The sequence below is a fragment of the Pseudonocardia sp. N23 genome (genome assembly GCF_002583555.1).
Classification (GTDB): Bacteria; Actinomycetota; Actinomycetes; order Mycobacteriales; family Pseudonocardiaceae; genus Pseudonocardia.
Window position 1 is genome coordinate 1 of the sequence record NZ_BEGX01000010.1, and the last position, 21,707, is coordinate 21,707.

The 21,707-nt window shown below is 69.5% G+C and carries 16 protein-coding genes; 6 read left to right on the forward strand and 10 right to left on the reverse strand.

Annotation, left to right across the window (positions count from 1 at the left end):
* Window positions 1-202 precede the first annotated feature (202 nt).
* Complete coding sequence (locus TOK_RS35235; protein ID WP_374754857.1) at window positions 203-466, reverse strand: 3'-5' exonuclease; 264 nt, start codon at window positions 464-466, stop codon at window positions 203-205.
* Here TOK_RS35235 and TOK_RS33800 point away from each other — a divergent pair.
* The 3 genes from TOK_RS33800 (at window position 365) to TOK_RS05130 (ending at window position 4,071) form a co-directional block, all read left to right on the forward strand.
* A complete protein-coding gene (locus tag TOK_RS33800) occupies window positions 365-583 on the forward strand; it encodes a hypothetical protein (protein ID WP_253258188.1) in 219 nt (72 codons plus the stop codon). The genes TOK_RS35235 and TOK_RS33800 overlap by 102 nt on opposite strands.
* A 1,727-nt stretch (window positions 584-2,310) precedes the next feature.
* On the forward strand, window positions 2,311-3,474 hold the full coding sequence (locus TOK_RS05125; protein ID WP_098956635.1) for a hypothetical protein: 1,164 nt from the start codon (window positions 2,311-2,313) through the stop codon (window positions 3,472-3,474).
* Window positions 3,475-3,735: 261 nt separating this feature from the next.
* Window positions 3,736-4,071 (forward strand): hypothetical protein, encoded by a 336-nt coding sequence (locus tag TOK_RS05130; protein ID WP_141566266.1) that lies wholly within the window; start codon window positions 3,736-3,738, stop codon window positions 4,069-4,071.
* 716 nt (window positions 4,072-4,787) lie between these two features.
* Here the strand turns inward: TOK_RS05130 and TOK_RS05135 are convergent.
* Both TOK_RS05135 and TOK_RS05140 read right to left on the reverse strand, forming a co-directional pair.
* On the reverse strand, window positions 4,788-5,678 hold the full coding sequence (locus TOK_RS05135; RefSeq protein WP_098956637.1) for a ParB/RepB/Spo0J family partition protein: 891 nt from the start codon (window positions 5,676-5,678) through the stop codon (window positions 4,788-4,790).
* Window positions 5,678-6,415, reverse strand: a complete 738-nt coding sequence (locus TOK_RS05140; protein WP_098956638.1) for a ParA family protein — start codon at window positions 6,413-6,415, stop codon at window positions 5,678-5,680. The genes TOK_RS05135 and TOK_RS05140 overlap by 1 nt, the downstream gene beginning before the upstream one ends.
* A gap of 3,882 nt (window positions 6,416-10,297) precedes the next feature.
* Here TOK_RS05140 and TOK_RS05150 point away from each other — a divergent pair.
* Window positions 10,298-11,083, forward strand: a complete 786-nt coding sequence (locus TOK_RS05150; RefSeq protein WP_098956640.1) for a hypothetical protein — start codon at window positions 10,298-10,300, stop codon at window positions 11,081-11,083.
* A gap of 78 nt (window positions 11,084-11,161) precedes the next feature.
* Here the strand turns inward: TOK_RS05150 and TOK_RS34650 are convergent, their stop codons facing one another.
* Window positions 11,162-11,296: a hypothetical protein gene (locus tag TOK_RS34650; protein WP_256387957.1), complete on the reverse strand. Its 135-nt coding sequence runs from the start codon at window positions 11,294-11,296 to the stop codon at window positions 11,162-11,164.
* A gap of 339 nt (window positions 11,297-11,635) precedes the next feature.
* Window positions 11,636-12,847 carry an IS701 family transposase gene (locus TOK_RS05160; protein WP_098956641.1) on the reverse strand — a complete coding sequence of 404 codons (1,212 nt, stop codon included), beginning with the start codon at window positions 12,845-12,847 and terminating at the stop codon, window positions 11,636-11,638.
* 492 nt (window positions 12,848-13,339) lie between these two features.
* Between TOK_RS05160 and TOK_RS33210 the strand changes: the two genes are divergently transcribed.
* Window positions 13,340-13,867 (forward strand): transposase, encoded by a 528-nt coding sequence (locus TOK_RS33210; protein WP_216361857.1) that lies wholly within the window; start codon window positions 13,340-13,342, stop codon window positions 13,865-13,867.
* A 124-nt stretch (window positions 13,868-13,991) separates the two neighbouring features.
* A complete protein-coding gene (locus TOK_RS35240; protein ID WP_374754858.1) occupies window positions 13,992-14,339 on the forward strand; it encodes a transposase in 348 nt (115 codons plus the stop codon).
* Between the two features lie 66 nt (window positions 14,340-14,405).
* Here TOK_RS35240 and TOK_RS05170 read toward each other — a convergent pair whose 3' ends face one another.
* From TOK_RS05170 to TOK_RS05190, 5 genes are read right to left on the reverse strand one after another with little or no spacing between them, the layout of a single operon-like run.
* Window positions 14,406-16,322 carry a type IV secretory system conjugative DNA transfer family protein gene (locus TOK_RS05170; RefSeq protein WP_098956642.1) on the reverse strand — a complete coding sequence of 639 codons (1,917 nt, stop codon included), beginning with the start codon at window positions 16,320-16,322 and terminating at the stop codon, window positions 14,406-14,408.
* Window positions 16,319-17,467, reverse strand: coding sequence for a C40 family peptidase (locus tag TOK_RS05175; protein WP_098956643.1), 1,149 nt, complete (start codon window positions 17,465-17,467; stop codon window positions 16,319-16,321). Before TOK_RS05175 ends, TOK_RS05170 begins: the two co-directional genes overlap by 4 nt.
* Before the next feature lie 7 nt (window positions 17,468-17,474).
* Window positions 17,475-18,599 carry a trypsin-like peptidase domain-containing protein gene (locus tag TOK_RS05180; protein WP_253258189.1) on the reverse strand — a complete coding sequence of 375 codons (1,125 nt, stop codon included), beginning with the start codon at window positions 18,597-18,599 and terminating at the stop codon, window positions 17,475-17,477.
* A complete protein-coding gene (locus TOK_RS05185) occupies window positions 18,596-20,050 on the reverse strand; it encodes a nitrous oxide reductase family maturation protein NosD (RefSeq protein ID WP_098956644.1) in 1,455 nt (484 codons plus the stop codon). Before TOK_RS05185 ends, TOK_RS05180 begins: the two co-directional genes overlap by 4 nt.
* Window positions 20,047-21,642: an ATP-binding protein gene (locus tag TOK_RS05190; RefSeq protein WP_253258190.1), complete on the reverse strand. Its 1,596-nt coding sequence runs from the start codon at window positions 21,640-21,642 to the stop codon at window positions 20,047-20,049. The genes TOK_RS05185 and TOK_RS05190 overlap by 4 nt, the downstream gene beginning before the upstream one ends.
* Window positions 21,643-21,707: the final 65 nt, after the last annotated feature.

A 21,707-nucleotide genomic window follows, 5' to 3' on the forward strand; every position in this document is an offset into this window, starting at 1 on the left:
ACCCAAGGTCAGCGCCGCACCTGGATCCGGATCCAGCAGACCTGGCCCTGGGCCCAACAGCTCGCCGAGGCCTTCGCCCAGCTCCACACGCTGCCCTCCCCGCAGGCTGACACCCACCCCGATCGGCACGAGCGGCGCGGAGCACCCGGCAGAACCGCAGGCCGGACGATCCCTCACGCCCCGACCCGGAAACCCGAAACGATCATGGATCTAGATCAACTACCGGACCCCATGAATCACCAGGGCTAGAGCGGGCTCGAGTGATCGCTACGTAGAGCAGGCGTCGGCCCTCGTCGTCCGCGGGGAACCATCGCTTCGACGCTGGTAGAAGGATCATCGCGTCGAATTCCTTACCCTTTGCCTGGTGGACGGTCATGAAGTAGAGCCCGTCAGGGTCGTCGTGACCGGAGGTGTGGGCGGCGGTGTGGGCGGCTCGGTCGCCGTAGGCATCAAGGAGATCGGGCAGCGGCACGCCGGCCACTGCCATCTTGGCGGTGTCGAGAAGCGGGCGGACCCCGCGTCGCTGGGGGATGTGGTGACCCGCGTTTCGGCAGGCGTCGAGGGCGGCCAGTCACGGTGGTGAAGTAGGAGCGCGGCCCGTCGTCGTACAGCACGGCCAATTTCCCGAGGAACGGCCGAGCGTTCGTCCCGGCACCCTTGAGACGGACACCGGCGATCTCGAGCCATCCTTTGATCTGGGTGATCGCGGTACTGGTGAGACCGGGAATAAGGTCTGCGATCCGGTCGATGGCATGGCCGGCGAGGGTTGGCCCGTCTGGCGAAGCTGAGAGCAGCTCGATGTCGCGGCGGGTGGCGTCGAAGTCTGACGCGCCAGCACTTTCACGCGGGAGCAACCCCTGGCGGCAGTCAGTGAGGTCGTCAGCAGCTGGATTGGAAAGGGCGGACCCAGATCCCGTTCTTGGTCTGGACGAGGCTGAGGCTTCGTCCGTCGGTGCATGCTCCTGATTCGCGGTGGTCGTCGAACAGGGCTGGGTCATCGAAGGTCTGGCAGCACGAGGGGCAGTGAGCTCGGTCCGTCCCGGCCCACACGCTGCCGCAGCGCGGGCAGCGCGGGCGCAGCAGGTCCGGGCGGTCATGCATTGGGGCAGGGTACGACGACAGCTATCAGGAGTCGCTGCCGATTATGCGTGCCGTCGCGGTGAGCGACGGCTGAAACATGATCGCCGCGCGATGGCACCTGGTCACGCGCTGCCAGCCTACAGCGGCATCGGTGACAGCAGATCGCTCGATGGGTTATGCAGCCGCTCCCGGGGACATCGAGTTCGCGACTGACCGGACCCGGAACCGACACGGCCACACTCCCCCTGAGCTCAGCTGCCACTACGACGACCAGCTCCCGCGCACGCTCTGGCGGTGCCTGATCAGCGATCCCGCCCGACGATGACCGAATGGTCGGCTGCAGGGGCTGTACTACACCGGCGTCGGGTTGTCAGTTGCTGGAGTCGGTCACCGAGTCTCCGGCCCCCGTGTCGAACCGGTCAGGTCCAGGGCGGCGATCACCAGTCGGTCGCCCCATTACCTTTTTGATCAAGCCCGGTGAGGGCTTGCAGGCCACCGGCCATGGCATGACTGGTTGCCCCTGTTGTTGATGATCTGGGAGGGGTGTTGTCACCGTGGTTGGCGGGCACCAACGACCCGTTGATAGAGACCTGACCCGCTTGCGTGGTCTGCTCGCAGGCGTGGCCGCCCGGCGCGGGCGTCCCGGTCGGGCCTGCGACCACGAGCGAGGAGTCTCCGGACAAGTCAGCGATGCCGTGGACGACCCGCGGGTGGTCGTCCGGATTCTCGCCTTGTCGGGCTGCGAGGCCATCACCCGCATCATCGTGGGGGAAGCTCGGGGTGCATCGCGTAGGTGGTGAGCGACAGGGTCAGCTGCCGTCCGTCCTTGTCGAGATACCCCGTCGCCGTCGGAGTCGCTGTAGCCGACCCCTCCGGCGCGCGCCGGCGCCGGACCTCCACGGGCATGACCGAAGCCTGGGGCGCCCCGCACCCGCCCCGGCCGACGGGTTCCTCTGTCCTGATCGGGGCAAAGGGGGGCCCCTGCGGGGGCGCGCCCGGGCGACCGCGCCGGAAGACGACGAACGCTTCTGCTGCCACACGGCTCCCCGCCAAGCATCGCGCGCCCGAGGGCAGCGAGTCCCCCGTCATCTGACGGAGCCCGGCTATCGCGCCTCGGACGCAAGATAACCGGCATTATCTTGTGGTTATTAGATTTCATTGCAGAGCGAAAATATAAAACGCTATGAAACGTTACTTGACGTAACGCTACTAAACTGCTAGCTTAGTTGCGTGACTGAGATCAGCGCCGCAGGCGGACCGCAGGTTCAGACGATCGCCTGCGAGTTCCCGATGCCGGGCGGCTGCCGCAACGTCATGGAGTACGCCGGCGTCGGCCGTAAGCCCAAGTACTGCCAGCAGGTCGTCGACGGCCTGCGGCACGCCGCCTACAACGCCCACCGCGTCGCCAACGGCGCGGTCACCGTGCCCGAGCCCGGCAGTCGGCCCGCGCCGGCGTCGGCGCCCGGCGCTACTCCCCCGCGCCCGGTCACCCAGGCCCGCGCCGATGCCGCGAAGCTGCACGAGCAGCTCGGCAACCTGGTCGACCGCCAGCTGCAGCCTCTGATCACACAGCTTGTCGAGGCGCTGCAGGTCGCCGCCGACCCGGACTCAGCCACCTCCGAGGTCGAGTCCGTGCAGCGCGAGGCCCGTACCCGTATCGACGTCGCGGAGGGCGCCGCCGAGGACGCGCTCGCGCGCGCGGAGGCCGCTGAGCGCGCCGCTGAGACCGCTCGGGCCGCCCAGGCTGCCGCCGAAGAGGTCGCCGACCAGGCGCTGACCGACCGCGACGAAGCTCGCGAGCAGCGCGACCAGCACGAACGCGCCGCCGCGGTACTGATCAACGAACTCGCCGAGGTCCGGGCCGCCCTCGAGTCGGCCCAGACCGAGGGCGCCGCCACCGCCACCGTGCTGGCCGAGGCCCGTGCTGAGGTCGAACGCCTTACCGCGCAGCTCGCCGCGGCCGAGACCGCCCGCGACGACGCCCGCACCGAGCTCGCCGCCACGGCCCAGCAGGTCCGCGACCTCACCGAGTCCCGTGACGACGCCCGCGCCGCGCTCGCGACCGAGCGCCGCGAACTGGGTGAACAGCGCCGGCGCGCCGAACTAGCCGAACAGCGCACCGCCCGCGACGAGCTGACCATCTCCTCGCTCACCGATCAGCTCACCGCAGCCCGCGGCGAGGCCCGCGACCAGCAGGAACGTGCCGCCACGGCGCGCGCCGACCTCGCTGGGGCGACTGCACAGATCGAGGCGCTGCGCGATGCCGCTACCACGGCCGCGGCGCATGCCGAGCAGCGTCTCGCGGATGCCCGCGCCGCCCACGACCAGCAGCTCGCCGAGCTCCGTGGCCAACTTGAGCGCGTGCGCTCGCAGTCTGAATCGGACAGCCGATGACCACGCCACCGAGTCGACCCGCGACCCGAGACCAGCGCCCCCACGCTCAGCCAGCCGACGTGGGCGCCCGCGACGAGCTCCGAGCCCGCATGGCCAGCCCGGGTGACTGGGGCACCCATGGCTCTGCGGTTGACCACGTGCAGTGCACCCGGCCCGCCGCCGACGCCGTTGCGACTGCGGATGCGGCGGCCGAGCGACCCAACGTCGGGATGGGGCCATCCCCGACCGAAGCAGACGTTGACTCCGAGGAGGAACACACCGATGACGCCACTTCACGACTTCCGTCGCATGGCCACTGCGCACCGTGCGGCGCAGACCGACCATCGCGCCGCGCTCGCAGCCGACGACCGCGGCGGTATCCGGGCTGCCGACCGGCGCGCCAGTGCCGTCCTCACCGCCTTGGTCAAGTTCGGTTCGGCCGAGCTGGCCACCCGCCTCGATGCCGAGACACGCAGCGGCGACGCCCTGCTCGTGGCTCTGACGTGCGAAAACACCGGACCTGACGGGGTCGACGACGCGCTTGCGGACTACCAGAGCGACCGCGGCCTCGTCGAGGCGCTCCTAGCCGTCCTCTCCACGGGCGCCACCGGAAGCTGAGCTGTCGGATTATCAGGCCAGGTCCGGTGGCGTTTGGCGAACCGGGTTCCGCCCGGTATCGCTCCCCGGGCGGGAGAGCGAGTGGCAGGGTGAGCGCTCGCCCTGCGGCCTCGATCACTGGCGGGGGTTATTGTGTCTGGGTGACCGAAGCGGGTTGAGGCCGGTGAGGGACTGGAGATCTTCACCCCGCGTAGCCCGGGCGAGCGCCAGGACGGCATCGACTCTCTCGATGTTCCGAACTACTAAACTCATCATCGACGGCGGCGACCCGCGACAACGGCAAGGATCTCGTCGATCATCTCCGGCAGTAACTACGACACCAGCCACATCGACCTGGTCATCAGCACGCACTCCGACAACGGTCACATCAGCGGCCTGCTCGTGGTCCTCGACGAGCCCGACGTCGACGAGTTGCTAATCCACCAGCCTCGCCTGCACGTTGGCAACGTGTCGTTGCTCAGTAAGATCTGATCTCGCGGTGACAGCTGTCATAATATGCCGTCTGCCGACGCGGACAGATTTGGTCCGAATTGCCCTTGCCGACTCGACCCGGGCGGTCATACATCCCCCGTCATCGGGGCACTAAGTCTGTGTCGCCAATCCCGGGACGTCCTGGACCAGGCCAGCCTTCCGGTAAACGGCGTTTATCGAGCAAGGAGCCTAGGAGCTGCTGGTGGCCGACCGAACCGGACGGCCACCAGCTGGTGGGGCCGGATCTAACTACGGGTACCGAGTAGACGAAGAAGCTCGGCAAGCTCGTCGGGAGTGAAGAGCTTGCGGATTGACTCCGCGGCTTGCTCGGGAGTGCCCGCGGAGATCCGCCGGATCGACGGACCAGCCTTGGCCGCAGCGTTGACCGGTTGCGGCCGGTAGGGCTGCCCGGCGTCGGCGATCGCCTGCTGTTCGGCTTCGGTCAGCGTGCCGAACTGACGGGCGAGCTCAAGCTTGAGTATGCCCATCGTGAACGCGTCGCGAAGCGGCGGGATGAGCCCCAGTAGCGCGAGGCGCTGACTGACGTACATGGCGGTTCGCCCGACCCGCCGTGCGAGTTCCTTCTGCGTGATCCGCTCTTCCTTCAACACCCGCGACATGGCCTGAGCTTCGTCGAGCGGAGACAGGTTCTTGCGGTGTCCGTTTTCGACGAGCATCACCTCGTACATTGATGTGATGCGGTCGTCGTTGACGATAGCGGGCACTGCGGGGAGCCCTGCGTCCGTCGCAGCACGCAATCGACGATTACCGATGAGAGCGACCCAGCTGGCCCCGTCGATCGAGCCCGTGTGATCGGGGTACTTGCTGGTGAACGCCTCTGCCGAGCACACGAGAATCGGCTGGAGCACGCCGTGCGTCCGGATCGTGTCGACGAGTTCGCGGAACTCATCGTCATCTGTCTCATCGTCCGCGCCTGGGCGGTTGAGCGGGTTGCAGGCGATGTCGGCGATGGGCAGAGCGGACTCACCAAGACTGGCGACCTCGGGCCCCGGTTCCGATGTCGCAACGACTGTCGCCGGAGGAACCTCCTGCAGCCCGAGTCGCAAGCGAGCCGGCGGAGCGAAATCGGGAACCTCCTCGGCCGCCAGGGCGGCGAGATCGACGCGCTTGCCCATCAGTCTTCAGCCCCGGCGTAAACGGCGTCTGCCCCACTCGCCTCCTGCAAGTCACTGGCGTGACGGGGCACTCCACCGCTACTGCTCCCCAACACTTCGAGAGCGAGTTTGAAGAAGTCCTGCCTAGCCTCCAGGGCGACACGGTTCTTCGCGTACTGAACGACGGTGACCCCCTCAGCGGACGCCCTCGTGTGCAGCTTGTAGTGGCGGATGACAGTGTTGAAACACGGCCACCCCTTCGCCTCGACGAAGCCCCTGGTCTGGATCAGGTCGCCGCTGCCGTCGCGAGGATCCCAGTTGTTCAACAACACCCGCCACGGAACACCCGCCGGCTCGACGACCCGGGCGATCGACCGCGCAGCCGGAGAGAACGACATCGGCTCCGGCTCCAGAGGCACGATCACGTCGTCGGCCTGTGCTAGAACCGTCTGCAAGATTCGCTCGTCCTCTAGGCTGCCCGGGGTGTCGACGAAGATGTGCTCGTAATGGGTGATGGTGCGAAGCTTCGCGAGAACCTCTGGCCGATCGTGACACTGCTCGAAGTCGAACGGCAACGCGTCGCCCACGCGCGTTGCCCACTCCAGCATCGATGCCTGCGGGTCGGTAGAGACACCCAGTACCCGTGGCGACTCGGTGTTTCCTCCAAGTGTGTCGGCGACCACTGCCGCCAAGTTGACAGTGACGGTAGTCTTGCCGACCCCGCCCTTCTGATTGGCGATGACGTGGACACGCGCCATGTGAGAACCCCTCCGTTTGCTTCCCACCCGGCGGGCGGTACTTCGGATCGAGCCGCATCTTGCCAGATCAACGTGGATGTGCGTTGGCGACTCTCCGAGGGGGCTGTCAAGTACTTCGTGTGTTGGAAGATGCTGGATTGCGGTTGTCTGTGGGCCCTTCGGTCAGGCTATTGAAGATCAAATGCAATCAACCGTCGTCTGTTGCGCCTCGGCTGTCCCTCGGCACGAGGGGGGCGGCGGTGTCGCCGCACGGCGCCATAAACGCCGTTTATCGCCCGCGCTAGAGTCGGAGCCGTCCGCTCTGAGGCAGCTCTGAGTATGGCCGAGCACTGCTGGCGATTTGGCTCCGGCGGGCGATGTGGTTGCGGCGCGACGCGGACTCTGGCCATCGGAGTGATGCTGTAAACGGCGTTTACCCAGTGAGTCGAAGCCCACGCTGCATGATGCAGACGGGACATGCATCGCCGTCGTCCCAGCGATCGATCTAGCGCGTGGTGGTTTCGGCAGCGTCCCTTTGCCGATGGGCGTGGACTGGCAACTCGTGGGGGCCCGACCTATACGGCGCTGCCGGTGACTCAAGCTGTGCAGCCTCCGTCCCGCGGGCGACGACGACTCGACGATGTTGCAGATCTCCTCCAGGAGGATGTCATGTCGGCAATGCGAAGGCTGGCTGCGTGACCGCCATGCCCACGGTTGCTGGGGAGCTTCGACGTGAGCGGCTCGTGTCGGTGAACCCAGTCAGGATCTCGAGTGTTGACCCCGGGTCGGCATCCTTACGTATAAACGACGTTTACAGGTGTAGCCGAAGACCTATGAACGGTGGCACAGCGTGCCGGACCGCGACGGGGGGATCCGGGGTTCGGTTCGACGGCATTCGTGCCGGAGGAGCCTCAGGATGGTTCTACGGTCACACGGACTGACCGTGTCACGGCTGAGGTTCGATATGCGAGCTGGTGCGCTGTAGGCGGTGGAACCCCCATCCCTCTCGAGTGTTACGAGAAGCGCGGTGTTCACTTGGCTCAACTCCCGTGGCGGTGCAGGAGATAAACGCCGTTTACGCCGGCATCAACTCCACGAGGTCCTCTCCAGCGTCGCGATCGAGACCTGAGGCCCCCGACGAACTCGACCGTAATCAGGTCGGGCGGCAGGTCGTCGCCGTCGCCCGTCACGCCTGACCGACTTCAGGACCAGTCGATCCAAGGCACAGCCAGCATGAGGCGGCGCCGAGGCATGGCACTGTCGTCGATCGACAAACTGCCTGGACGACAACTCATGGCAGGCTAAACGACGCTTACGTGACCCCGTCCCCGATCGCCCGTTCTCCTGGCCGGGCTTCGGGTCCAGCGATAGGACGGCATCGACCCGGATCCTAAGCAGCGCACGCCGGTTCCGCCCCGCGGGATGACACTAAGACCGCGCGCATAGATCCGCGCCTCAGTCCGGAGGACCAGTGACATTCGATGAGCCGACGGGGATTCGCCACGCCGACCGCCTGACCATGCGCCTTGTACTCCGTTCAAGCATGAGTCGACTACCGAGTGCGGGCGCCACGCAGACGACATCAACCTTGAGTCGTCGCCAACGCGATAACACCGTTTGCCGCGGGGCTCACCCGTACCCAGCTACTACTCGTGCTCCTGCGCGCCCATCGCATGCCGCACGTGGCCCCCTCGGTGGACGAACTCCTGACCTTCGTGCGGACAACAAGGGAGCGATCCGTGCATCTGGATGCGGTCGTCGCCTCGCCGACGGCCCTAAACGCCGTTTACGTGATGCGCCGGCGCAGCCTCCGCCTCCAGGATTGGTCGATGCGATAGCTCGGCCTCGTGATCGGGTGCTAGTGAGACTGTCCGCCTGTTCGGCCGTCAGCTCGGCAGTTCGCCGATCCCGTCCCGGCGCAGCTTCTCCCACATGTGCGAGCCCCAGCCGCCTCTGGAGAGGAGGAGGGGCGGCCCGTCAGATGCCCACCTCCGGACAGGTCCAGACGGGCACATGTGGTGGATCGAGAGCCTGGCTCAGCTCAGTCCGTCGCACATGCGACTCAGTGCCCGGTAGCCTGGCCGACTCGGTCTCTAGGGGTGGCAGGTACCCGATGCCGCCGACAGGTGCCCACTTCGCGACTTGCGGAAATCGCCGACCGAACGCCGTTACTGACCAGCGCCGGGAGCCGTCGCGTGAAGGCGGGTCCGTATAGGGCAACTCCTGACGGCCTCAGTCCACGACAAACGCCGTTTACGGCGTCGGCAGCGTGTGGCGCGACGTGCAGCGCCGAATGAGGGCGACCGATGGAGGCCGCGCAAACGGCCTCTATCCGCTCCAGCCGACATGGGCGGGACACCTCGGATTCGGGAGCCAGCCATCGCCAGGCTCACGATACGTCGCGGTGCCTGGGACCTATCTAGTTCCGCGCCACGACGAGGCCAGTTGGGCGGTCAGTAGACACCGTTACAACGTCCCGCGCGGCCCACGCGCGCCGCTACGTCGCGGACTTGCTGGCCCTCGGGATCGCCGCACTAAACGCCGTTTATCGTCAATGAACCGTTCGGCCCACTCGGGGTAAACACAGCGCAAAGCTAGCCCACTCGATCAACGGATCGGCGTGTCGCGACCATGATGCGGCGCATCACCAGCCTTGCCAGGGTATCCTCTCCATCGTAAGCAACCCTTCTCGACAGGTTGGGGAAGTCGCTTCGGCTCACCGAAGCACCGGCGTCGCGTAACCGTGCTGGGTATGCGTGACGTGAGAACTAGACGGGACAGCCCCCGGCCAGGGGCTGTCCCGATCCCCTGGGCAGCGCTTCAACATCGAACATGTGTTCGAAAATCGCTCGTAATGTTGTGGTGGTAGCAAGGACGGACATCCTGGTGCCCGGAGTCGACGTATGGTCGTCGGCGACGTCAGAGGTCGTGCGGGAACCGGGTGTGTCTGGAAACGTCTGCCGAGGCCTGGATCGCAGTCCGAGGCGTCGAGTGGGGCCGTCGTTCCAGACGGCCCCCCCGTCGATGCGCCCCCCGCATCGCTGAGCTGGACCGCCAGCAACTGTGTCGCATGGGCGCGATCTCGGACTCTCCCGAGCGATAAGTGGTAATGGCGAAACGCCGCCGTAACGAGTGACCGGCCCAATGGCCCTCGAGGTCGGCCGCAGCGGCGGGCGCCTCGACGATCTGTGCGATCGCCCGATCCGAGATGGCCTGCCGCCCCAGGTCCCCCCCCAACGGTCGATCCGGACAAAGGTCGCACCGGAGAGGTCGGTGCACGCCCCGCCGATCGGTCCCCTGGCCGAGAGACACCTGAACCTGGGCTGTCCGCCTCACAGGGCGGCCGCGGCGGGGTTCCACTGCGGCGGACTCGCCGTTGGTGCGGCGCCGGGTGTGCGATGGGCCAAGCATCCCTGCCCGGCCCGGACCGGGCAGCTCTCGGGATGGGCGCCGTAGGACCGACCTCGGATATGGCCCGTGCTGGTCGGGTCGGTCTTCACCGCAGCGATGAACACGCGCAGCCCGTCCCAGTCGACGGTGAGGTCCTCCAGGGTCCGGGCCAGGGCCAGGGCCGCGAGCTCGCTGCGGCGAAGGCCCCGCGAACCCGATCAGGATCAGCGCCCGGCCCCGCGCATCTCGGCTGTTGCGGGGGTCGAAGTTGGCAAGGCATCGTCCGTAGCTGCGGTGGGCTCGCCGCAGCGACCCGGTCAGGCCTTGAGCGGTGAGTCCGGCGAATGCGGGCAGGGCATTATCGGACGGGTCTCGCTGACGACAACCGGCCGAGGTGGGGTCAGGTCAGGTGATCACACCCAATCGGAACCTGGCGACGCAGCCGGGGCATCTGAAGGGAAGTTGGCGTCCCGTTCTCGCCTGTCAGGATTCACGTCTGTGAAAATCTGACGCATGGTCACGCCTCCGAGAATTTTGGCCGCTGAGCGGGACGCCGCGATCGCCCGGATCGACCGGCGACACGCCCGCTTCGACGATCCCCGCAGGTCAGAGCTCGGCAGCGAGCCGCGCGAGGTTCTGGAATTCGTGCTGGGCCGGGGCACGGTCGGGGTGCCGCGCTGGGTCAGCGCCGCCGACCACGCCGACGCCCTGGTGCTGTGGACCTGGTTGTGGTGGGAGGACCGGCGGACCGAACGCCGACTGCTCCGCCAGGGGCTGGCCGCGGGGTTGTCTCTCAGCGATCTCGGCTCCCCGCTCGGCATCACCACCCGGCAAGGCACCCAGGACCGGATCGACCGGCTCGGGGCGCTGCTAGAGTACGACCGCCCCGACGAACAGCTGACCCGCGACCTCCGCCGGCAGCTTCGAGCCCGCGACGCCCGCCAGGTATGGATCGACGATCACCGCGACGAGGTCCGCGCCGTACTGCTTGCGCTACTGATCCAGGCACATCGCGTCCTTGCCGAGGGCGACGCCGACCTCGATTCGGGCGCTGACGGCTCTACCCCAGGCCCCGGTCGCGACATCGAAATCGAGGTGCACCCCGCGCGTGAATGGCTCGACGCGATCGGCGCTGACTACACCGACGACACCCTCACCCCGGCTACGCTCGCCGCAGCTGGGCTGGCAGCCGCGGAACTGCGCACGGACAGGTCAGTGCTGAACCTGGATCGACACCACCGCATCCACGGCGCGCTGCACGCTCTCGACGCGCTCCGCGCCCAACTCGGCACCGCGTGAGCGTAGGAACCCCGCGGTCATGGACCGAGCGACGGAACGCGGTCCTGCGCGAGCGTCGCCGACATTGAGAGATCAGCTCTACGCCCTACGTCGGTGCCAGCCACTGAGCACCCGGTAGTTGCCGACTCGGTCGATGCGCACCAGCGTGCCGTCGAGGATCACGAACGCCTTGCGCTTAGCTACCTTGATCACCTGCTCCAGCGTGGGCACCATGTCGGCGGCACGTTGAGAGCCTCCCGAAGGTACCGTAGACCGTCGAGGTGCCGATTTTCACGCTGCAGGTCAGGTCGGCGTAGGTCTCGCCCTTACACAGGTACGCGACCACGAGCAGGGCCTGGCTCGATAACAGGCAGCTTGCGCCACCGGTTAGTACTGCAACGGCAGTTCATCGGTCCGGTGGTCGTTCGCCGCGTCTGCGGTAGTGGCAGTCGCGGGCTTGTTGCTGGCGTTCGCGTCGCCAGTGCGACCAGTGCATGACGTGGTCGAGGCAGGTGAGTGGGGCGAAGACGAGCGCGGCGAGGAGGCGGCGGATCTCGTTGGCCGACAGCCGGATCAGTGTGCGCCGACCGGCTGGGGATCCCTCTTTTCGGCCTCGCGGGCATGTTCGGTGGCGCGGGTGACGGCGAGGTAGGCCGCGGCGAGCATCGCGAGGGTGATGTGGGCGTGCCAGGCCCGGTAGGAGCGGGCTTGGTAGTGGTCGAGCCCGGCTTCGTTCTTCGCGGTCTGGAAGCATTCCTCGATCGCCCAGCGCGCGCCGGCGACCCGGATCAGCTCGCGCAGGGGCGTGTCCGCGGGTGCTGCGCAGCGGTAGAACGCGAGCTCACGCACCGTCTTGCCCTCAGCGGGTTCGGTCTGGCGGCGGACGAGCAGCCAGTGCCCCCACCCGGCCGGGAGACCCTCGGCGTCGAGGGCGACGGCGGTCCAGTCATAGACCCGCATCCCGTGCGCGCCCGGCCCGATCGACCGCCGCTCCCACTCGCACCCCTCGGTGTCGGGGTCGGTGATCAGCTGCCGTGCCCCGGCGATGGTGGCGAGAACCTTCGCGGGGCGTCGGTTGCCGTCCGGGCTGGTCAGCACATCGTCGTTGCGGGTCGCCAGCACGAACGGGATCTCCCACTCGGCCAGCTGGTCGCGGAAACCGGGGTTCTGTCCGTAGGCCTCGTCCGCGGTCACCCACGACGCCGGCGTCAGCGCACCGGCAGCATGCGCGCGAGCGAGCATCGCGGTCCCCAGCTGCGGCTTGGTCGCGAACTCGATGTCGTCGGGGACATCGGCCCGCGCGCAGCGCTCACGGTCGGAGGTCCAGGAGACCGGCAGGTAGAGCTCCCGGTCGATCAACGCCCGCCCCTTGGTAGAGGCGTAGGCGAGGAACACCCCGAGCTGACAGTTGTCGATCTTCCCGGAGGTGCCGGTGTACTGGCGTTGCACCCCGGCCGAACGCAGGCCCTTCTTGATGAACCCGGTCTCGTCCACGATGAACACCCCGGACACGGGGTCGCCGAGCTCGTCGATCACGTAGCCGCGCAGGTCGTCACGGACACCGTCGACATCCCAGTCCGCGGTGCGCAGCAGCCGCTGCATCCCGTCCGGCGACACCGCCCCCGCATGCTCGGCCAGCGTCCAGCCGTTCTTGCGCTCCAAGCCCGCCAGCAGTCCACGCAGGTAGGTCCCGACCCGCCGACGGGGCTCGGCCCTGCGCAACCGGCCCGCGATCAGCTCCACCACCGCGTCCAACGAGGCCACCCACCCGGCAAGATCAACCACGCGGTGATCATCACCGCCCGACCAGGCTGAACCCTCTCACGACACGCCCAACTGCCGTTGCAGTATTAGGCGCTGTGCACTCGCAGTGCGTCGGCCAGCAGGGCCGAGCGCGCGGCTGGATGCGGTCATCCCGGACGGGTAGGAGAACACTTCGAAGCTCCTGGTCGGATGAGTTGATCTAGGCAGTCGCCGGCCTACCAGGAGCTTTACCCATCCGAGGCCACGCCACGCCGCTTGACGTGATGTGGCTGGACTGACTGTGAGGGTGGTCTGAGCAGTCCGGTGGTGGTGGGCTGGTGATGACAACGACGGGCGTGGCTCTTGGCCTGACTGGTGTGATGCCTTTGACGGGACTTGCCCGCTCGTTGTTGTCGGCGCCGGCCCGGCCGGAATCAGGAGCATGACCGCCAGATAGCCGCTGGGGTGTCCCGTCACAATCCTGCCGAACTCCGATCCGGACCGGACCCACGTCCGTCCAGGTCAGGAGAACGCATGCCCATGCTGGCAGAAATGGTCGAGCTCGTCATCGGGGTCGACACCCACGCCGAGACCCACACCGCCGCCCTCGTCGCGATCGGTTCCAGAGCAGTGCTGGCCACCGCGACGGTCACCGCGGACGAAGACGGCTACACCGAACTCGTCGCACTCGCCGAACACCACGGCGGTCTTCGTGGTTGGGCCATCGAGGGCACCGGCGGCTACGGCGCCGGCCTGGCCCGTCACCTCGCCGAGCGCGAAGAACTGGTCATCGAGCTCGATCGGCCGGTCCGACCGGCTCGACGCGCCGGGGCGAAATCAGATGTGATCGATGCCGAACGCGCCGCCCGCGACGCGTTGTCACGCACGCGGCTGGCCCAGCCCAAGACCGGGCCCGACCGGGCAGCGTTGCAGAGCTCCTCAGCGCTCGACGGGCTGCGATCGCAGCAGCCACGACCGGGCAACGACAACTCCGCGCGCTGGTCATCACCGCCCCGAAACCGATCCGAGCCCGGTTCCGCGGCCAGTCCACCCAAGAGATGATGCTGGCCACCGCAACACGGCTGCGCCCCGCGGCGAGGACGGGAGTGGACCCGCGGCGAGGACGGGAGTGGAGATGTTCACCGCGTCGTCGGTGTTGCGGGCTCTGGCTCGACGAGTCCGGGCGATGGAAGCCGAGGCGGCCGAGCATGAACGCGCGATCCGGGCCATCGTGGGTTCATGGCGGCCCGACCTGCTCGAGCGGTCGGGAGTGGGCCTGATCAACGCCGCGACCGTGCTGGCCGCGTGGTCACATCCCGGGAGGTGTCGAAGCGATGCCGCGTTCGCCATGCTCGATGGTGCTGCCCCGATCCCGGCATCCTCGGGCAAGACAGCCGCTTCCGGCTCAACCGCTCGGGAGATCGCCAGCTCAACCGGGCATTGCACAACATCGTGCTATCCCGGTTGCGCTACGACCAGTCCACTCGGGCCTGCGCCGGGCGTCGCCGGGGTCAGAGGGAAGGACCGACCGTGACATCAAACGCTGCCTCAAGCGCTACATCAGCCGTCAGCTCTACCGCCAGCTCGAGGCGCTCCCGCATCACCTTGACGAACCATAGGAGCGTCCCACGCTACCGCTGGGGAGAACCACGCCGGGGGCGTCCGGCTGGGCGAATCCTCGATCGTCGACTGCGATGTGGCCGGCTCGAACACTGCTGACATCGGCACGGATCTGCTGCCAGTCGGGTCGCTGCGCGACGTCGACGGTACGGGCGAGGAACGGCTGCAGCGCCCGATGCAGGATCAGCACGCGGCCGCGTTCGAGCGTCCGGAGCTCACCAGGGCGCAGCGTGGGGACGGTCTCGAGGCCGTATGAGCTGCGGCCGGCGCCGCCACTCCACCATCCCTCGCTGTGGTGCTGCGCGCGGACCTGCTCGTGGTGCCCGGCCAGGGTCGAGAGCCATTCCAGGGCGTGGGAGTCCTTGAGCCCGCCCCAGACACTGAGGGTGGTGGTGTTGTCGAGCAGCTGCCGGGCGCGGGGCGGGGTGAAGGTGTTTTCGAGCTGCGCCAACGACTGCGCCGCCCAGTGGATCACCACGCCACGGCCGGCGGAGTCGGAGACGATGTCGGGCAGCTGCGGGAGCGGGGTGGCGTTGGCCAGCTCGTCGAGCACCGCGGTGGCCGGCGGGTCCAGGCGCCGGGCCGGGTAGCCCAGGGCCATCTCCTGGGCGGTGGTCAGCCAGTGCTCGGCGACCGCGGCGAGCAGCGGGGTGGCCTGGGCGGCCTGGTGCTCGCCGGCGATGAGGAACACCGAGCCTTGGCGGCCGATGAATGAGCGCGCGTCGAACCCGTCCCCGTGCAGCGGTGAGCACAGCTCACGCAGCCGGGGGTCGAGGAAGGGCTCGATGACCCGGCGCACCGACATCCACACGGCGTCGGCGGTGCGCGCGACCATCCCGATCTCTGATGCCAGGTTGGCTGCGATCTGCGGGTAGTCACGTTCGAGCATGGAGACGGGCTCGAGGTCAGCAGGTTTGGTGGTGGCCCACCGGATCAGCGACTCGATCCCGCGCCCGTAGAGCGCGGCGGCGAGCAGGTAGGCGGCGAGCACGAACGTCGCCCGCTCGCGGAACACCCGGTCGTTACCGGCACCGCCCCCGCCGCCTGCTTCGACAGCGACCGCGGACGCCTCGACCATGGTGTGCGCGCGCCGGTAGGCGGTCGGGAGGTCGTGGCAGCCCTGGACCGGGGACCAGCGCAGCCGCGCCGGCCAGCTGGCGGCGGCGGTAGCGTCGAAGACCAGGACGGGCCCGGCGAGGTAGCGGCGGGTCCGGGCGAGCGCGGCGAACTCGAGCAGGTCCGGTTTCGTCGTTGAGCACAGCAGCGCCCCCGGTGCGGCCAGCGCCTTGTGCACGAGGTCGCGCCGCGACTTGCCCGACTGGGTCGGGGCCAGGGTGCCGGTGGGGTTCTCCAACGGCGTGCACAGCGGGCGGCCGCGGCGGTCACGGTGCAGCGGCGCCGCCACCTCCTCGAGCGGGGCGCGGCGCCGTTCGGCCGGCGAGAGGCTGGGGCGGGTCCACGCGGCGGTACGCCGCGCAGCAGGCAGCGACAGTTCGCGGGCAATCTCGGCGCGGGTGGCGTGCCCGGCCGGGCCGGGTCCCCACCGCCGCCACGCCCACACCCCGCCCACGCCGGCGGCGGTGAAGAACACCAGCTCGAGGACCCCGGCAACGACCCAGTAGAGGCCGGGGCGCCCGGCGAGGCTCACCGACCACGGCGCCCCGACGGCGGCACCGGGATCGGAGAGATGGGTCAGGATCGCGAACCCGAGCGGCGCGACCTGGCCGGGGGCCGCCCAGAACAGCCCGCCCCCGGCCAGCGGGGCCGCCACGGTCAGAGCGGCGACCAAGAGCCCGCCCGCGGCGAAGGCCGCCATCGCCAGGCCGAACCCGAGCGCGGCCAGCGCGAGGTCCTGCTCGGAAATCGCGGTCCGCTGGGACGAGGAGGTGCTGGTCATCGGGTGGCTCCTGCGGCGAGCGCTGAGGATGTGGAGGGTTCGCCGGCGGGGCCGGCGATGTGGCGGATGGTGACGATCTGCGGGGTCCATTTCGACAGCGGGGAGACGATGACGCCGGTGGAGCTGTCGTAGGCATCGACGACGACGCCGTGCCCGACATACATCCCGACGTGGCGCGGGTTGGTCGCCGACCCGAGCGAGCCCGGGGTGAGCAGCAGGTCGCCGGGGGCGAGCTGGGACAGCGATCCCACGGGCGTGCCGGCGTTGCGCTGGGCGACGGTCCCGGCGGGGATCGGGACGCCGGCCGAGGCCCAGGCGGCGAGCATCAGCCCGGAGCAGTCGAACGCGTTGGGGCCCTTGGCTCCCCACACGTAGGAGGCGCCGATCTTGGAGATGACGTAGGAGACCGCGGCGCGCTGCGGCGGGTCGGCCGGGAGGGTGAACCCGGGCGGCATGTGGTGGCGGTCCAGATCCTCGGGGGACAGCTGGATGCTCGACCCGCCCTGATCTGAGCAGCCGAGGGTCGCGAACGCCGCGGCCTGCGCGTCGGCACCGGAGACAATCGCGGCGTCGGCGGGCGGGACTGGGTTGTCCGGGCCCTTCCAGAACCGCTCGACCAGCGCGGCCGCCGGGGTCTCGGCGGGGGCGTAGCGCTCGGGGAACGCCGAACGCTGCACGGCCTGCTCGGCCACCCCCGCCGGCATGCTGGCCCAGCCGGGGACCTGCAGCAGGCGGTCGTAGAAGGTGGCGGTGGCCAGGGCCGGGTTGAGGATGGTGGCTGGGCTGCCCCAGCTCTGGGAGGGACGCTGCTGGAACAGACCGAGGGAGTCGCGGTCGCCGTAGGTGACGTTGTTGAGCTGGGACTCCACGATCGCGGTCGCGACGGCGATCACCGCCGCCCGTCGGGGCAGGGCGCGGGCGACGGCGATCTCGACGATGGTCTGGGCGTTGGCGGTCTGCTCGGCCGACCAGGACCGCGGCCCGATCTGCTGGCTGCCCCCGCCGGTGCCGCCGTCCCCGCCGCAGCCCCCGACCAGCGCGCCGCCGAGGGTGGCGATCGCGGCGAACCCGCCCAGGACCGCGGTGCAGAGCAGGAACCACACCGCGACCGCGGCGACGACCAGTGTGGTGCGTGACAAACCCACCGCCGGCCTACCCGACGCCTGTCGAGTTTCGGGCCCCGCGCACCGGTCGATGGCCCTGGACCCGGTCCGGGCGGGCGGTGCCGGTGCTCATGCGGCGCTGTTCTGGCCAGCACCGCTGTTCTGGTCGGCAGCTCTGGTAGAGCGCGTAGCCGATGTCGCCGAGGGGACGCGCGGAGAGTAGGCCGGTGTCGTCGTGGAAGCTGGTGACGGCAACGATGGTCCCGGCGCCGGTGCCCGGGTTGAAGCCGGTCAGCCACGGCCCGCCGGAGGCACCCGGGGTCATCGCGCACGGCATCGTCAGCGCGTTGTCGCTGCTGGGGTCGATCGCGACGGCGCTGGTGAAGCAGCGCCGCAGAGTGCGCCCGTCGAACGGGGCCTCCACCGGGTAACCGAGCGCGGTGACCGCGGTCCCGGCCGCGGGGGTGGTGAACGCGATGCCCTGGGAGCCAACGACGTCCTGGACGCTGCGGCCGCGTTGCGGGCGGATCAGCAGGAACGCGACGTCGTAGGCGATGTCGCCGGTGTCGCGCCACCGGGGGTCGACCCAGGCCCGCTCGATCTGCCAGCGCCCGTACGGGGTGCCGTCGCCGGTGCGGCCGGGGATGAACTGCTCCAGCCGAACCCAGCCGTGGCTCGGGAACGCGCCGGCCATCGGCCCGGCCGCGGGCCAGAACACGCAGTGCGCCGCGGTGACCGCGACACTGCCGGTGTTCGAGGAGACGACCGTGGCGGTGCACGAACTCTGCGTCGACAGCAGCTGCCCGACCGAGATCGCCCGCTCCGCCTGATAGAACGCGCCACCGGCGCCGGTGCTGGCCGCGCGGGCGGAGCCCGGCGCGGAGCTGGCCGGTCTCGGCTGGGCCGGTGCCGGTCCGGCGACGTCGTCGCGTGGCGGTCGAGCCGGGGCGAGAACCAGCACGCTGGTGGTGGTGGCGGTCGGCGACGAGGCGGCAGGATGCGCGGCGCCGGGAGCCAGGGGTGGCGAAGCCGCGGAGACGGAGGCGGCCATCGGCAGCACACCCAGCGCTGTGGCGGCGGCTGCTGCAGCCAGAACGTGCGCGACGGCCGGTCCGAGCCGGCCCCGCCGCCGGGTGGACGCGGGCCGAGTGGCCGGGTGCGGGCTGGTGGTCATTGATGGTCCGTCCCGAGAAGTGGCTGCGAGTCGCCGGAGCCGGAGCCGCCGCGGTCGAGCAGTGCGCTGGTGACCTTGGGGATGACGCCGGTGACGTTGTCGAGCAGCGTCACGCCGGTGTGTGTGGCGGGTGGGGTGTTGCCGTCGCCGAAGGTGTTGGCGCGCACGGTGATCCCGCTCAGGTCACTGGTGTTGTAGGTGATCCCGCCGCGGCCGTTGGCGCCGATGTGGTTGCCGGTGATCGTGACGTCGGAGAGCTGCCCGCTGGACTCGATCCAGAAGTCGATCCCGGCGCCGACGTTGTCGCGCACCACGTTGTTGGAGACGGTGATGTTCGCGAGCCGGCGGGTGGTGGAGTAGTTCTCCACGGCCAGCCCGATGCCGGACTTGCTGGCCTCGGTGGCCCCCCACACCTTGTTCCCGGTGACGGTGAGGTCGTGGGCGGAGTCGAGGTAGATGTTCGGGCCGCGGTTGCCCCAGACCTGGTTGTCGTGGATGAGCCCGTCGGAGGCTTCGTACTTGGCGTCGATGCCTTCCTCGCCGTTGTCGTGCACCGTCGAGCCGACGATCTCGAAGGTCTTCGTCCCGACGATCGAGATGGCCTCGTTGCTGGCCGAGGTGCCGCGGGCGTTGTTGCCGTGCACGTTGGCGTCCTGGACGAGGACGTCGCGGCCGTTGGAGAGCACGATGCCGCCGTCCTGGGAGTCGGCGACCTCGCAGTCCCGCACGACGATGTGGTCGATCTTGTCGCCGTAGATGCCGTGACTGGACGAGCCCTTGATGGTCAGCCCGACCAGCCGGACCCAGGAGCGGCCGTCGAGGGAGACCAGCCCGTTGCCCGAGCCGGATGAGTCGCCGCCGCCGATGACGACCGCCGCACCGGGTGCCGCGGCGATGGTGAGCCACTTGCCCGGCGCGCCGTCGCGGGAGACGGCGAAGCCGGGGTAGGTGCCCGCGGAGACCTGCACGGTGTCACCGGGCTGGGCGGCGTCGACCGCAGCGCTGATGTCGCGGTAGGCCCCGCCCGTACCGACGGTCAGCGTCCGGCCCCCGCCAGGCGCTCCGTCGTCGATGCCCTTTACCGCTCCCGTCCCGGGCTCAGCGACTGTCCCGGCGCCCGCGCCCGTGCCGGCCCCGGGGCCGGTCCCGCTGCTGCAGGTGGCGGGCGTGCTGGTGCTGAGCCCGGCCTTGACGAGCGCGTCGTGGATGGCTTTCGCGCGCGGGTCGGTGGCAGTGGCGGTGGCCGCGGCGAGGTCGGCGGCCGCCGCGCGCCACCCGCACGACACCGCAGCGCCCGGAGCGACCCCCGCGAGCGGCCGGGCCCCGGCGAGTGGCTCGTTGTCGGCGGCCTGTGCGGTCCCGGCGCCGGCAGTGAGCAGGATGAGCCCGGCCGCGGCCGCGACCACCCAGCGACGCCGGCCCACCAGGACACGGATGTGCGGGCTGGTCACCGGGGAACCCCGAGGTGGTGGCCGTTGACCCGCCCCAGCAACGCCGCAGCACCTACCGAGCCGGGACCCGGCTGCTGCTGTGGGTCCCCGTGCTGGGGGACTGGTGCGGGGGTGTGGGCGCGGAGCTGGGCGTTGGTGTCGAAGATCCGCTGCTCAGTGGCCGACAGGACGGTCTGCACCTTCCACCCCGGATGGTTCTCGATCTTCCACAGCGCGCGGCCGCGGCGTTCCATCGCCCACCCGTTGGTGACGTCCTGCTCCCGCTCGGACAGCGCGAGCTCGGTGGCCAGCTCATCGGCGACGCGGGTGGACTGGCCGAGCAGGATCCGGGTCGAGCACAGCGCGAGGAGGTCTTTGGCGATCGCGACCTCCTGGGAGCCGGCGGCGCCGACCGAGAGCAGGTCCGAGGGCTTGTGCATGACCAGTAGCTGGATCTTGCGTTCCGCACGGGACAGACGCAGGTCCGAGTCCACGGCGTGCACCGCCCGCAGCCCGAGCCGCATCTGGCGCCACACCTCGTCGCGCACGACGATGCGGATCTCGCCGTCGTCCTGCAGATCGGTGATCATCGAGGACCAGGAGCCGAGGCAGGTCAGGGCCACAGCGATGGCCTGATCTCCTCTCGAGCGCAGCAGCGACAGGTCCATCGACTGGATCGGGGCGTCCCAGTCGAGAGCGAAGTTCGTCGGCTCGTCGAACAGCCCCGCGAGCGGGCCGTGGACGAGGTTGGACAGGGCGTCGGTGATCAGGCGGGTGTGGTCGAGGAACTCCCGGGGCCCGGCGAACCGGGCGACCTGCCACAGGTCGGCGTCGGGGTCGGCCAGGGCGCGGGCGACGTCGGGGATGGTGATCGGGCGCAGCCGGGTCGCGCCGGCCTCGGCGCCGACGAGGCGGCGCAGCACCACCGAGAGGACGAGCTCGTCGGTGACGGTGGGCTGGTAGCCCTGGGTTTCGGCGAGTGCGGCGAGCAGCTTGGTCCAGCGGGCCAGGATCCCGGTGAGCTCCTCGCGCTGGCGTGCAGCGGACCAGCCCGACCAGCGGGCGGCGAGCGGGCCGAGGTCGAGTGCGTTGAGCCGGGCCGAGCTGCCCCGGCCGAGTGCGATCGGGGTGATCCCCAACGACCGCAGCAGCGGGGTGTACTCGCCCTTGACGTCCCCGGAGATCAGCGTCTTGATCCCGAACAGCATCATCCGCAGGCAGAACGCCACCACGGTGCTGCTCTTGCCGCGGCCGGGTTCGCCGAAGATGACCATGTTCGGGTTGGTCGACAGGCCGCGGAGCAGCCATTCGATGGGGTGGCAGTAGAACGCGCCCCCGGAGAGCACGTCGTAGCCCATGCGGGCGCCGATCGCGGGGACACCGTTCGCGGCGAGCAGCGGGAACAACCCGCCGATCTCGCCGGTGGTGGCCTGGTAGACCGGGACCCGGGCGGCGGCCTCGACCGGCGCCCATCCGTTGCCGGGCTCGGTGCGGCCGCGGCGCGGGGCGAGCGCGCGGTTGATCCGCTCGGTGCGCGGGTCCTTGTCGTCGAGGCCGTCGCCGGCCGCGGAGCGGGCGGGGCTCATCGCGGCGCCCGGGGTGAACAGGCTCATCAGGTCGTGGGCGTCCCGCGGCCCGGACGCGGGGCCCCCGGCAGCGCGGGCGGATCGGGCAGGTC

Excerpts from the sequence above, each read along its gene's own strand:
- TOK_RS35240 (WP_374754858.1), top strand. The coding sequence starts at position 13,992 with ATGGAAGCCGAGGCGGCCGAGCATGAACGCGCGATCCGGGCCATCGTG.
- TOK_RS33210 (WP_216361857.1), top strand. The coding sequence starts at position 13,340 with ATGCCCATGCTGGCAGAAATGGTCGAGCTCGTCATCGGGGTCGACACC.
- TOK_RS05170 (WP_098956642.1), bottom strand. The coding sequence starts at position 16,322 with ATGACCAGCACCTCCTCGTCCCAGCGGACCGCGATTTCCGAGCAGGAC.
- TOK_RS05180 (WP_253258189.1), bottom strand. The coding sequence starts at position 18,599 with ATGACCACCAGCCCGCACCCGGCCACTCGGCCCGCGTCCACCCGGCGG.
- TOK_RS34650 (WP_256387957.1), bottom strand. The coding sequence starts at position 11,296 with ATGGTGCCCACGCTGGAGCAGGTGATCAAGGTAGCTAAGCGCAAGGCG.
- TOK_RS05190 (WP_253258190.1), bottom strand. The coding sequence starts at position 21,642 with ATGAGCCTGTTCACCCCGGGCGCCGCGATGAGCCCCGCCCGCTCCGCG.
- TOK_RS05135 (WP_098956637.1), bottom strand. The coding sequence starts at position 5,678 with ATGGGCAAGCGCGTCGATCTCGCCGCCCTGGCGGCCGAGGAGGTTCCC.
- TOK_RS05140 (WP_098956638.1), bottom strand. The coding sequence starts at position 6,415 with ATGGCGCGTGTCCACGTCATCGCCAATCAGAAGGGCGGGGTCGGCAAG.
- TOK_RS05150 (WP_098956640.1), top strand. The coding sequence starts at position 10,298 with ATGGTCACGCCTCCGAGAATTTTGGCCGCTGAGCGGGACGCCGCGATC.
- TOK_RS05130 (WP_141566266.1), top strand. The coding sequence starts at position 3,736 with ATGACGCCACTTCACGACTTCCGTCGCATGGCCACTGCGCACCGTGCG.